Raw genomic sequence first — 13,442 nt, forward strand, 5'->3', positions numbered from 1 at the left:
TCTATAAGTTAATTGACTGGGGAAGAATTAAAGGAAATATCCGTCACTTCTATTTACCCACCTTCATTTTATCGACTTTATCAAAACTCGGAAAGACAGTCCCGTCGGAAACAATACTGCCATCCGGGTATATTATCCTGGAATGAACTCCTTCTACTTTTTTTTCAGGCTCAATATATTGAATAATTTTACCCTCATCTATTAATGGCTCAAATGTAACATTTCTTGTATCAGTGATATAATATAATAAAAAATCATGACTACCTAAAAGAGTTAAATCATTTCTGTTACGAATCAACCTCCACCTTATTATATAAGGATAATATTTTGGCGATAATTTCAAATTTCCATACACAGCTCTATAGTACCCATCGCGTGAGGCATCACTATCAAAAGCAAGCGTCACCCCTACCGCCGTTCCGGGTACAAGGTCTTTGCCAAGGTGTGTCGCATCAGTATAGTTTATACCTAACGTGACCGCACTCAGGCTCCATTTACATGAGCCACCCCCGGTCATAGCGACTTTTGCTTTCCAGATATCACCGTCCTCCTGCTGCATGGGGATCCTGATAACGTTATAAGAAGGCTCACTGATCACTGAGCCATCAAATCCACTGATTCTTTTTTTCCTGCATTCATACGAGATATATCTGACCCCGAGAGGAAACGGTTCCGTATACTGAGAGGGATTTTTTATTTCAATATTGATCCATTTGGTATCCGCCGGCGGGGCTAATGTTTTGTTTGCTGGCCTGCTAATGCTGCATCCTGTCAGGGAAAACAACATCAGCGTAAACAGAATAAATTTTGATGAATTATACATTTTCCATTACCTCTTCCTGGTATTTAGCAAATCGTAAAAGGGTATCGTGACCAGACGGCATAGATAACGTCGGGATAAGCGATACACCAAGCAGTCCTTCTATATTAAGAAAAATATCATTCCTTGCTAACTCTTTATCCGGTACATCATTTTTATATTCTGCCATCTGCTCCCTGAATGAATCAACGTTATACAGATGCTCAGTAAAGGTCCTTTTTTCCACTATTCCGGCGTTATCAATCAATTCAAGAAGCTTGTTGCACATGTATGGCATATAGGAGGTCATAAAGTGTTCAAAAAATTTTAAATTAACCCCTCTGTCCGGATTACTACCTTTGGGGAAAAATTCAGCTAAATCCACCGGTGACAGTGACGCGTTGAATTCTTTCTGCTTCTGGCCCGCCTGCTGCATATCTTGTTGTGCCAGAGCGGGCACCAGATAGAGTTTAGCTTTGATCGGAAGCAACTTTCTGATGGCAATACACCCCGCCGGGGTTGGGAGGGATCTCTTACACTCTTTCCATTCACGACTCTGGGTTACCGTGAGAAAGGCTACCGTATTGCCGTGGTGCCAGAAGCAATCCCCCCAGGCAACCATCTGGTGGACAACGAGTTGACCCAAGGACCAGAAAAAGCCCAGCGTTCCTCCGAACCATCCCCAGAGTTTATATAGCTCATTATCCAGGTTGGCTTCTGCCGGGACCGCAGGGATCGGATCATTATCATTAATATGGCGAAAATGAGTAATCTCTGATAATTGCATTACGGCATCGCGGGTAAAGGTTCGTGGCATTCCATAAGTGTAAAGTATTGGATTAATATCTTTTAATTTTGCCGAATTGATTAATGCCAATGCGCCCCCTAAACTATGACCACAAGTAAAAAGTTTTCTTTCACCGGCTAATTGCTCCAACTTTGATATTTCTTTACTGAATTTTTTATCAACTCTTTTGTATCCACTCCAAAACCCGGTATGTACTTTCCCGGCAGGAATTAACGTAGAACATTGCGTTTTAACTTTATCACAAACTTCAGAACTTACCGGTCTGAATGCAAGATCCGTCCCCACATCAAACAAACTGGCTGTGCCACGCCAGGCAATGATCACCTTATCCGCATTATAGACATAATAAAGCTGCGTATCACCGTCTGCCTTTGTTACAGGATTGTCTGCCTGTGCTGTAGTATTATTTTTATTTTTCTCATCAGTTTTAGATGAAGTATCCCGTGAGGTATCCATAAAGACCGGGGGATAATATCTCTGACTAAATGGAACATCCTGCACCAGCGTATTCCATGCAAAACCATCTTTGTAAAGCTGAGGTAAGCGGGATAGATCCTGGCACTGGTTAATAAAGAAACGCATAATTGAAACAGTATCCAGAGTACTGTTATCAGCATAAGCGAGCGTTGCTGCTGCCCCCAGATTAATTCCATTCGCAATGGAATACTCCTTTTGGTGGTGCAGCACAAGCTCCCAGGCCCTGAAAGGGCATATTTCAATTACATGACGTTTTTCCAGTTCATTTGTGCGAAATTTAACTCCCTTAAAGGCTGTTTTTGCAGGGAAGTGGTATGCGGGTAACATCTCCGCTTGTCTCAATTCCAGGTTTGGTGAGCTCTGACAAAGTTCACCGATAACGGCATAATGCCAGATATATCCGTTCTCTTCGGCTTCAGGACGCACAATAGAATCATTTTCTGCATCGCGGCTAACACGTAAAGAACGCTTTTCCATTTCCGTTGCCAGTTGATTACCGTCTAACGTCAGTCTCAGCTCCAGACCGTGCGGCATGTCGACCCTGATTAGCCCATCAGCATCGCTCCGACCTCTATACGTAAATTTATCCACCGGTCCGGAAACAGGATGAGCACTTTCTACGGTCCATGCCATATTTGCCACGGGACCATTCTGCTCATCAACCAATTGAATTTCAACCCAATACGGTTTCTGCTGCCCGGTCATAACATCAGCGTCAGTATGTGTTACAGACGTAAATAGTGAATTTTTAACCATATAATTAAACCTCTATCCTTATAAGTTTTTATTTTACATTTCCCATTATTTAATTATGCCCAAGAGCAAATAACGACGTGAATTTATTTTATATCTTAATCATATTTCGATTAATATATTTTATGATAAAGAATGAAATAACACTTCCGCAGAAGAAGCAAAAAGTCATGAGTCGTGAAATGAATGAAAAGACCTGTGGTATCTTATCTTCCCCTTCATAAAGCACCCCATGATAAAACCAGGTCATATAGAAATCAAAAAGATATTTATGCATTGGATGAACTTTAATAACCAACATTAACAAGATAGTACCGATAACAAATGAAACAATTAACACCCCCCCTATAATATTGCTCTTATTTTTTGATATGGCAATATAGTAAAGCACTAACGTAGCCACAAAGAAAACAAACAAAATGACACCATAAATATTACCACTTCCAAAATCAAGGAAATCTATAGCATTATTAATCACGCCCACCCGCTCAAATCCACCCACAGTCAAAATCATCAGCAGTGTATATAATAGAGCTATCATCGAACCTAGCCCGGTTATTATTTTACTTTTCATTTTACTTCCCAAAATAACACTTCGATAGCTTTCTCAAGCGATGTGATTCTGGTATCTGAACCAAAGAGACCAGAAATACTCTCTGTTGCATTAGGGAAGTTAACCCGAAGATAAGAAGCTAATGTACCACTACCCGCTAATTTACTTTTATTCCATAAATCGATGTGATCCCCTGTTGGAGTCCGTTCATTCCCTCTCAGCCAGTAATCCTTAAAAAAGATAATACCGGTCTTCCCCTCGACATTCTCCTTGAAAGTTTTCCCGTTCAATTTCACCGGAACAGGACACCCCGCAAAAGGGCGAGTTTTAAGATATCCACTCAACTCTTCAGCCCTGATAGCGTGTATCCCCTTTTTCGTCGTTGGATCAGGTGTCGGACAATTCCAACAACGGGTTTTTCTGAAAGTTTTCATAAGGATGCCACATTGATAAAGAGCATCACTGACATTTATTGCACAATGATCGGAAAAAACATCTTTTTTACCTGACGGGTCAATATGTTCAATCTTACCGGAAGGATAAGCCGACCATAATTCATCGAATGTAATAACCTTTAATGACACACTTTTTTGTGAGTTAGACGTACCATTCGTTTTAGCTACTGTTTTTTCGTTAGGCATTATTTTAACTCCTGCTCATTCTTTCAAGTGCATCTTCTCCCCAGAAAGCTTCAACAGAAGACTCCTCTTTTGTCTCAATTCGTTGGGTTTCTCCATTATTATCAGTGTAACCAGATACTGATTCACCACTTTCTGCAATAATAAAGTATGCATAACCGGAGACAGGCGTTCCTGTCGACTTATCGATTACCCTGAATTGTTCATCACTCAACATATCCGGGAATTTAATTTTCATTTTGCCTGGCATTGATGAATTAAGTTGCACGGTCTTCCCTGATGCATCCGTCATCCCTTCAAAAATATCGCCCTCTGCAGAGGTAACTACGTATTTAGTGAATGGTTTGATTTCACCTGTTTCCATATCTTTGACAGTGAAGGTGCCAGAATACCCTTTAGGAAAAGTGACAGGTGGAGTATCTAAACTGGCAGGTCCGGTCTGACTGACATTTGCGGATTTGAGCAAAATATTTCCCGGACATCCCAGTTCAATATTACCGCCGCTAAGCTTTATATAAGCACCCCCGCAACTTAAAACCAGTTCCTGACTGGCATTGACCTGTATACTTCCCTGACCACTGGTGATGGTGATGTCCTGTAGTGCAGAAACATTCATAGCATCTGCTTGTGCCTGAATATCAACCGCCCCTGCCCCGGCATACATTTTCATTCCTGCAGTCTGCGCAAACAAACTTACCGATTCGCTGGCTGCTACAGTGAAAGACTGTCCGGCACTGATATCCGTATTTTTCCCGGACATCAGGCCAATACTTGCCCGCCCGGAAGCCAGCCGGACAGTTTCAGGGCTGAGAATACCAATTCCGGCCGGTGCACTCGCCACCATTCCCGGCGTTTTGAGATATTTCAGTGAACTGTTAAGAGTTTTCTGGCTTTCGGTATCGGATAACGTCGCTTTTGCCTTTTTCACCGCAACCTGCAGACTTCTTGCCAGCGTGAGTGCCTGCTCAAGTTGTTCAACAGCGCTATCCATTTCAAGCATTTTGCTGCCGACATCCGGCTGAATATCAGCAGTGAGTAAAATACCCTTTCCGCCGCGAACACTGACCCAGTCATTCGTTCTCAGTTCTGCCCCTTCACCACGAAGTTCCCGGTCTGCGTTGACGTTATGCCCTAAATTGAGCTGGGTTTTGCCGCCGTATTCCGTACTGAGCTTGATATGCTCTTCGTCGCGTTTATCCTCCATACGCAGTTTGTTCAGACCTGCCGTGCGGATAACATTGCGTGTGCTGTTGGCTTCCGTAACCTGGTCGACATGGCGGGAGTCGTGGAGGGCATGGGCGATATACGGGCGATCCGGGTCGCCTTCGTGGAAGGCAATCGCCACCTCCGTGCCCTGTATCAGCGGGAAGTGAAACCCGTACTTGTCACCCGCGTAAGGCTTCGCGAAACGTACCGGCATACTTTCCATGCCCTGACGTTTATCGTCACAGTCGGCATCGAATTTCACCCGGTACATGCCGGAGGCATCCTGCCAGGCATAAATATCGTTCTCTCTGGCGCTGGTCACGCGCGCCATCAGGGTACCGCTGATGACCGGCCGCTTTTTCTCCGCCGGACGCCAGCAACGGTTCTCGTAGTATGGCATCGCCATCCATTGCACCTGCAGGGCATTTTTACGGCTGGCAAAGTAACCGGTGCTGATGATGACGAGACCGTTTTCCGTTTCACGGGGTAATGTTGGCGGGATAGCTATTTCGGTAATAGTCAGTACCTGTGCCGGACCCAGGGTGTGGTCCGTGCTACAGCCCGTCACCGTGGTCTGGCCTGACAGGAAACGCTCGTGATCCAGACGTGCCCAAAAGTTACCGGTTTCGGCTTGCGGGGTAATTTTGTCACCACGCTCAAGGTGGCGCGGCCGGTGATGGTACACATCACCGTAGGTGTTCCCCTCGCCGTCTCCCCCGGTCATGTCCGCCGGAACAGAGGTCAGGATGTTCCCGGCGTCGCGGGGATTATAGTCGCTGGCCGTCACCGAGCGTTCCGCCACGTTGTGTAAGACCTGTACGCCCCATACCGAATCCGTGCCGTTGTCATTCGTACCCGAAGGGCTGCTCAGTGGCAGCGTTTTACCGAATGTCCAGGCACTCTGTTTGTCCGCAAAGTGCACCACTTCTGTCTGCGTATCCGGTTGCAGGGTAAAGAAGTAAAAAATCCCCACCTCAGCCAGCAGACGTTCAATAAAGGCGAGATCGCTTTCCCGGTACTGGTTAATCTGCTCCCGCTTCGGGTAATCCTCTTTCAGCGTGAACTCATACTCCCAGTCTTTCAGGCCATGCTCAGTGAGCACCTCCGCCACCACTTCCGGCACCGACTTGTTGACAAAAAAGCGGTGAGTACGGAACTGATTGCGCAACAGCGCCAGGAACGGCTCAATAATTATCTGGTACGTCGCCTGGTCGCGAGAACCACTGATACGCTTAAAATGTGTCACCACACCATGCACCACTTTCTGCCCGGTCAGCCCCATCAGTGGTCCTGTTCCCATGGCCAGCGTGGCAGGCCTGGTCAACAGTTGCGCTGAACTGATATTCTGGTCACTACTGGCAAAGATAATATTGTAATGGTAAAGCTCACTCATGAACTCCTTACCGTTAAACTCTTCCACATCCAGTGAGGCTGTGCAGGACGGAATATCCAGACGGTAGCGGTTCAGTCCGCCTTCAGTTAGCGCAGACAGGGTGTTCTTAAGCGTATCTGTCAGACTCATGATATTGACTCCATGGGATAACCTGCTGTCCATGATTTTCTTGCCGACGGGCAAGGTAACAGGTTTAATCAGGGGTACTCAGCGAGTACGAAAAAGCGTGATTACGGCTCCGGCCCCGGGGGTGCAGACGAGAATTTTCATCAGCAAAAGGGTCATTTCAAAACTGTTCATGCCGTATTCACCGTCGCCACTAATGGGGATAAAGTGCTTTACGAATGTGTAAAAATAGGTATTCGGCAGAAACAGTACTCCCACCATTACTAAAGCTATAAAGATAAAAACCTTCATTACTTTATACCGGGATATTATTCAGAAACTTTAATTGAACCATACGGCCTGGCAATTTCACGATCGGTCAACGGAAAATTGTAAACCTCCCCATGATTTATCCCCACGCCGACAACGAACTTCCGTGGTTCATCATCATGTTTCTTTGAAATTAATATATATTCAACAATGAATCGCCCATCATCAGGGAAATGATAAAAAGAAGGTGGAATACATAATTTCCCATCAGAGATGGTGAGGCCCGGGGAAAAATTAAAATCCTTTTCCTTCGAGGGGGTTCCTCGTGGATTTATTCCTATATCAGCAGGTTGGTAATCCTGAGCATCATTAACGTTAAAACATACATTTTTTCCCTGCTTGCTAACAGATGTGGTTTCATGGAGGATAAACCTATCCCCCGGACCCGGGCATCCGGTTAATATCACCAGACATACACCAGAAAGAACAACCGAACAAAACATACGAAAACCATGTACTTTCACCATGGAAACCCCCGCAATGCAATTTTGTATTGTTTGCGTACCACTGACTCAGTAGTATCACCATCAAGAGTGATGGTTGGATTTTTACCGCCCCACAATCGATGCCACACCTTGTATCCCTGGGTTTGTAACGTAAAATTATCTGCAATAATCTGCGCCTGTTGTTCCATTGGATACTCACTCAACAAACGACCATCAAGTGTATAGCGATAACTGACCATCCAGCTCACCAGTCCCCGGCCAATCACATTCATTCCTCTCGCCCGCTGCCAGACATGACTCATCTCATGAATGAAGAGATGCTGAAGGTCATCCAGTGTCTGAGAAAAATCCTCTCTGTATAACGTGGTACGAAAATACAGCTCACCATTAGGTGTCATTGCCACATTCCCGGCCTGCAATCCAAATGGCAGATAACTGCCATAATGAATTTTCACCTTTTCGTAATCGATCCTGTTACCAAATACCGTTCTGGCTAAGGCGATTTCTCCGGTCGTCAGTTTTCTGACGGGATCATCTTCCTGTTTCTTGTCGTGCTTCTTTTTCTTACTGGCATCATGAATGGACATTCCCTGCCTCCGGGTTAGCTTTCAGACGCGCCTGAAAATTCAAGCCCAATGCCATCTTCCTCATCCCAGCTGAGCGTCAGGGAGTGTGGCTTCTGCTTCGCTGCCATATGGCTCAGCAGTTGCTGACTCAGCACCGGCAGAATTTGCTGATTCAGCAGGCTGTCGACGTTACGCGCCCCGGTGTCCGGCAGCAGGCAGGCTGCAGTCAGGGCGTCATACAGGCTGTCGTCGATATGGGTGATCAGGCCGTAGTGGCGGTGCAGCCGCTGGCTCACCTGCCCGAGCTTCATTTCCACGATAGTACGCATCGCCGCTGTGCCTAACGGTCGGTATATCACCGTCCGGAAGCGGGCCAGCAACGCAGGCTGGAAGTGGTCGCGCAGGATCGGGCGCAGCATCTCCTGCAACGCCCCTTCGCTGGCCCCGGGTTGTTCATCTGACAGCTGCATAATGTGATCGCTGCCAAGGTTAGACGTCATCAGGATCACGGTGTTACGGAAGTCGATTTCGCGCCCTTCACCGTCACGCATAAAACCCCGGTCAAATACCTGATAAAACAGGTTAATGACATCCCGGTGGGCCTTTTCCACTTCATCGAGCAGCACCACACTGTACGGACGCTTGCGCACGGCCTCGGTGAGGATCCCGCCCTGACCATAGCCCACATACCCCGGCGGTGAGCCCTTTAGCTGGGAAACGGTGTGCGGCTCCTGGTATTCCGACAGGTTGATGGTGATCAGGGATTTCTCCCCGCCGTACAGCACATCGGCCAGCGCCAGCGCGGTTTCGGTTTTACCCGTGCCGCTCGGCCCGACCAGCAGAAACACCCCCTGCGGACCATTTTCAGACGTCAGCCCGGTTTTCGCGGCACGCAGCCGCTGAGCGATGGCGTTAAGGGCGGTGCCCTGGCCGACCACACGTTTACCGATTTCATCTTCCAGGGTCAGCAGTTCGGTCTGTTCATCCTTCATTAATGAGGAGAGCGGTACCCCCGTCCAGTCAGCAATCACGCTGGCCACGGTACGGGTGTCCACATCAATCCGGAGCAACGCCTCATCCTGCTGTACGTTATCCAGTTGCTGTTGCAGGTGACGGATGTCTGACTGATGACAGTTGTCCTCTGAGTGAGCGAGCTGGCGACAGGCCATCAGCGCCTGCACAATCACTTTTTCCTGCTCGAACCGGGTTTCCTGTTGCTGCAGGCGGGTTTCAAGCTGTGTGCGCTGCTGCCCGATCAGGCTCAGACGGTCGTCCTGCTGGTGACCTCCGGCAGCTATATCGCCCAGCAGCGCCTGTTCTTCCAGCGCCAGCGCCGTCAGTTGTGCTTTCAGGCGAATGATAGCTTCCGGCACGGTATCCAGGCTCATTCGCACACGCGCCGCAGCGGTATCCAGTAAATCAACGGCCTTATCCGGCAACTGGCGTCCGGTCAGATAGCGGCGCGACAGCGTGACGGCGGCACGTACTGCATCATCGGTAATGTGTACCCCGTGGTGTTCCGCATAGCGGGATTTCAGTCCTCTGAGCATCAGGCAGGCCGTCTCGTCGTCCGGCTCATCCACGCTGACCCTCTGGAAGCGGCGTTCCAGTGCGGCATCGCGTTCGAAATACTGCTTGTACTCACTCCAGGTTGTGGCCGCGATGGTACGCAGCTCGCCCCGGGCCAGTGCCGGTTTCAGCAGGTTGGCCGCATCCGCGCCGCCCGCGGAATTACCCGCGCCGATAATGGTGTGTGCTTCATCGATAAACAGCAGGATGGGCACCGGTGACTGCTGTACCGCATCGATGACATTTTTCAGCCGCTGCTCAAATTCACCTTTTACACCCGCCCCCGCCTGCAGCAGACCGAGGTCGAGGGTGCGCAATACCACCGTTTTCAGGCTGTCCGGCACATTGTCTTCGGCGATACGGAGTGCCAGGCCTTCAACGAGCGCCGTTTTACCGACGCCCGGCTCACCGACCAGGATCGGGTTATTTTTTCGACGCCTCGAGAGAATATCCACCATCTGGCGGATCTCCGTATCGCGGCCAAACACCGGGTCAATCTTCCCGTCCCTGGCTTTAGCGGTGACATCGAGTGTGAATTTATCCAGCGCGTTCTGCAGTGCCGGGCTCAGCTTGCCGGTCTTCAGACCATCCGTACTTTCTGTTGCCTCTGCAGGGCAGTCCGCTATGTTCGCCTCCCCTTCCGTCCGGGCCAGTCCGGCCTCCTGCTGCACGTCCGGACGTTCATCCGACTGTGCGTCGAGTAAAGGGCGCAGATGTTCCAGCTGGTATTGCGCCAGAGTCAGCATCGGCCACAGGCCGTCACAACGCAGCAGCTCCGGTTTACCGGTCAGGGCCATCAGCAGGTGAATACCACGGATCCTCTCCTCTCCGGCAAGAGAAGCCCGCAGCCAGGCCTCCTGCAGCAGGCTCTGCATAGGGTCAGAGAGCTGCGGACGGCTGCGTACCGAACGAGGTTGCTTATCCAGCCAGGCCAGCAAGTCCTGCCAGAGTGTATCCATATCCCATTCATAGCGGCGGGCCAGCACCGTCAGGTCACCTTCGCCCTGCTCCAGCAGTTTCAGCAGCCAGTGCTCAGGCTGAATTTCTGCATGGGCGCGGGTCTGACACAGGGAGGCGGCACCTTCCAGTGCCCGGGCGCAATACGGATTCAGACGACGTAACAGGATGGCTGGGTTTTCCATGTTTCTCTCTCTTAATGGCTTCCGGACATGCTACCGCCCTTCGCTGCTTCCCGTTCAGGGGACCAAAGCGCATAGGGTCGGTCAGGCAGATTATTGGGTTCTTTGCTCAAGGCCCGTCACGCAGGCGTTCAGCAAAGAAAAAACGGGCAGAACGGGCTGCCCGTCAGGCGGTTACACTAAATAGTTCGTGTTGTGGCAAGGCGGCAGGCGAGTGCATCCCCGATGACTGACAAGGACGTCACCGGGGGGCATAAACACAGCCAACGCCGCTACAGCGCGAAATATGACGCGTAATCAGGCGGTGGCGCGTTCATTCCACGAATCGGAATGAATGATGTTGCCGTCTTTGTAGGTCCAGGTGATTTTCTCGTAGCGCAGCTCTACGCGCTCCAGGTGGTTGTGTTTCTCTTTCGAGGGGTCTTTCACGTCGTACATTTCAGGGTTCACCTTCACCACTTTCACGTTTTCAAGTTTGGTGTTGAAGTACTCCACTTCCTGACCGGCATCGTTGATTTTGTACCACCGGAACTCTGCAGATTTGAGGGTCTGACCGGTCGTTACCGCTTTGTAAAGGTACGGGCTGGAGGCATCGATTTCCTTTGTGAACAGGAACGGCGTATGGATACGGGTACCGGTCAGCTTACCGGTGTTGTTGTCGGTCGGGATGTACAGATTATGTTCCTGAGCGACCACTTCGATACTGCCTTCGCGATCCTGAACGTCAACAGAGCCTTTAATGTCTGCACCGCCATCGTCTTTCAGCCAAAGATAAACAGGTATTGCCATGATAATTTCTCCATTTATACACTTCCTCCTTCAGGCTGCCTCTGTGCTGGCTACCTTCACTTTCCCCGGTGACAGAGTGTTCCCTGTTCCCGGGTACGCATTCAGAGGCCACCACGATCCAGCCTGAATGATTGTGTGTATCTTACTTTAAGAAGCGTCATCATCCTGTGATGACGCAGAGGGTTTGCCCGGTATCTGACAGGCGTTAGCCTGCGCTACCAGACTGATTTCGACACGGCGGTTGAGTGCTCGCCCTTCCGGAGTGTCATTGGTCACGATGGGGCGGCTTTCACCATAGCCCTGCACCGCAAAACAGCTTTCCGGCACATCGCCGGTGTCACGCATCCAGTCCCGTACCGCTTCGGCACGTTTCAGGGACAGCGTCTGATTCAGTTTGGGATTGCCGGTGTTATCCGTGTGACCGGATACCACAATCAGCCAGCCCGGCTTCGCTTTAATATCCAGCAGCGAGTGAACCAGCATTTTGGTGGAGCCCGCTTTCAGGGTTGATTGACCGGAATCGAACAGCGACATGCTGTCGAGGCGGATGTTTTTCGGTTCCTGAACCATTGTTTTGGTGACAGGAAGTGGTGACGACGGCGATGGCAATGGCGGCGCCCAGTCGTTTACAGCCCCTTCCACCACCGATACCAGATGCATTCCCTGATACAGCCCCAGCCGGTAGCGTACCGGTTCGCCGCGGCGCTGCCATTCATCCAGCAGGGCACTGTCGGCGCGCAGACGCTGCTGTGCACGGAGTTTCGGCTCTGCCGGGTGCCCCTCCAGATGGTAATAGAGCGCCAGATGGTCACTCACATTACGAACCAGCCGCTGGTTGTTGAAGTAAGAGGCCAGCATCGCCAGCAAGAGAAAAATGCCTGCCAGCAGTCCGGCATTACGCCAGAACAGCATACGGCGGCTGATCCCCCGACGGCGCGGCAGCGCCGGAAAAAGTGCTTCAGGCAGCGGCAAAGGTCCGGTATTTTCAGTCACCTCCGGCGGCAGCGCAGTGACTGTGGTGATATGTTGCTGCCAGAGATTACCGGCAAGCCCCGCCACCGGTACCATGCACAGCCCCTGCATGCAGGGTTTCAGGACATGCCGTTCTGCCGGGGAGCCCGACAGCAGGCTGTTGACTGCGCAGTTCATCCAGGCGAGTCCGCTGTCAAGCCACAGTCCCTGGCTCAAACGGGAAAATTGCCCGCCCGCAGGTGTTTCCCGTATCCAGTCCGTCAGCGACAGATTGCCCTGACCCGGCTGATGGACCCGGAGCTCTGCCCGTTGACTGGCAGTGGAAAACCAGATCGGTTCCGCATCCGCACAGGCGGGTGGCGGTGACAGCCAGACCACGATCCAGAAAGGCAGGAAGCGGCCAGAGGCTGCCCTGCTCTGTACCACCGCCCGCTGCCAGCCGCGAAAAGTCCGGGTGAAATCGACGTCTGAGGTATGGCGTTCAGGCAATACCGCCAGCAATACAGAAAGTTGTGATACCAGCGCCGGGCGGACCTGACTCAGGTGCCGGGTCAGCAAAGGCAGCTGTTCTGCATCGTTGACCCGCAGATACCAGCTCTGACGGGTTTCGATATGCTGTGCTGACTCAGCAAACAGCGCACTGTTATCGCCACACACCAGAATGACCGCCCCCTGAAAGTCTTCCGGGGGCAGGCTCTCATCCGGCCTGTCTATGAGTGCCGGTCCGCGCGGCTGAGATATACGGTGCTCACGCCAGAGCATCACTCCGCACACCAGAATGACCAGCAGACTGAGCGCTATACGGCTCCCGACCGACAGCGGCCAGAAGCCCAGGATCAGCCATAGCGTCAGCAGGCCTGCCAGGGTGGTTAACAGACTCCGGTAAATATCACGCATTC

General features: G+C 50.5%; 10 protein-coding genes. All 10 read right to left on the bottom strand.

Annotation, left to right across the window (positions count from 1 at the left end; genetic code table 11):
• Window positions 1-49: 49 nt before the first annotated feature.
• The 10 genes from CG67_RS13495 to CG67_RS13545 all read right to left on the bottom strand — a co-directional run bounded on the left by CG67_RS13495 (window position 50) and on the right by CG67_RS13545 (window position 13,440).
• The gene (locus CG67_RS13495) at window positions 50-823 is read right to left on the bottom strand and encodes a hypothetical protein (RefSeq protein ID WP_025903474.1); all 774 of its coding nucleotides are present in this window, start codon (window positions 821-823) and stop codon (window positions 50-52) included.
• Window positions 816-2,840 carry a lipase family protein gene (locus tag CG67_RS13500; protein ID WP_025903475.1) on the bottom strand — a complete coding sequence of 675 codons (2,025 nt, stop codon included), beginning with the start codon at window positions 2,838-2,840 and terminating at the stop codon, window positions 816-818. The genes CG67_RS13495 and CG67_RS13500 overlap by 8 nt, the downstream gene beginning before the upstream one ends.
• Before the next feature lie 88 nt (window positions 2,841-2,928).
• The gene (locus CG67_RS13505; protein ID WP_025903476.1) at window positions 2,929-3,411 is read right to left on the bottom strand and encodes a hypothetical protein; all 483 of its coding nucleotides are present in this window, start codon (window positions 3,409-3,411) and stop codon (window positions 2,929-2,931) included.
• Window positions 3,408-4,031: a type VI secretion system amidase effector protein Tae4 gene (locus CG67_RS13510; protein ID WP_025903477.1), complete on the bottom strand. Its 624-nt coding sequence runs from the start codon at window positions 4,029-4,031 to the stop codon at window positions 3,408-3,410. Before CG67_RS13510 ends, CG67_RS13505 begins: the two co-directional genes overlap by 4 nt.
• Window positions 4,032-4,035: 4 nt before the next feature.
• Window positions 4,036-6,756: a type VI secretion system Vgr family protein gene (locus CG67_RS13515; RefSeq protein ID WP_025903478.1), complete on the bottom strand. Its 2,721-nt coding sequence runs from the start codon at window positions 6,754-6,756 to the stop codon at window positions 4,036-4,038.
• A gap of 305 nt (window positions 6,757-7,061) precedes the next feature.
• Window positions 7,062-7,529 carry a putative T6SS immunity periplasmic lipoprotein gene (locus tag CG67_RS13525; protein WP_025903480.1) on the bottom strand — a complete coding sequence of 156 codons (468 nt, stop codon included), beginning with the start codon at window positions 7,527-7,529 and terminating at the stop codon, window positions 7,062-7,064.
• Complete coding sequence (locus tag CG67_RS13530) at window positions 7,523-8,095, bottom strand: hypothetical protein (protein WP_025903481.1); 573 nt, start codon at window positions 8,093-8,095, stop codon at window positions 7,523-7,525. Before CG67_RS13530 ends, CG67_RS13525 begins: the two co-directional genes overlap by 7 nt.
• Before the next feature lie 14 nt (window positions 8,096-8,109).
• Window positions 8,110-10,785 (bottom strand): type VI secretion system ATPase TssH, encoded by a 2,676-nt coding sequence (gene tssH / locus CG67_RS13535; RefSeq protein ID WP_025903482.1) that lies wholly within the window; start codon window positions 10,783-10,785, stop codon window positions 8,110-8,112.
• 294 nt (window positions 10,786-11,079) lie between these two features.
• Entirely contained in the window at window positions 11,080-11,571 is a 492-nt protein-coding gene (locus CG67_RS13540) for an Hcp family type VI secretion system effector (protein WP_025903483.1), read from the bottom strand.
• Window positions 11,572-11,718: 147 nt separating this feature from the next.
• The gene (locus CG67_RS13545; protein WP_025903484.1) at window positions 11,719-13,440 is read right to left on the bottom strand and encodes an OmpA family protein; all 1,722 of its coding nucleotides are present in this window, start codon (window positions 13,438-13,440) and stop codon (window positions 11,719-11,721) included.
• Window positions 13,441-13,442 lie beyond the last annotated feature (2 nt).

Origin of the sequence: Tatumella sp. UCD-D_suzukii (assembly GCF_000611875.2) — a bacterium.
GTDB classification, from domain to species: Bacteria; Pseudomonadota; Gammaproteobacteria; order Enterobacterales; family Enterobacteriaceae; genus Tatumella; species Tatumella ptyseos.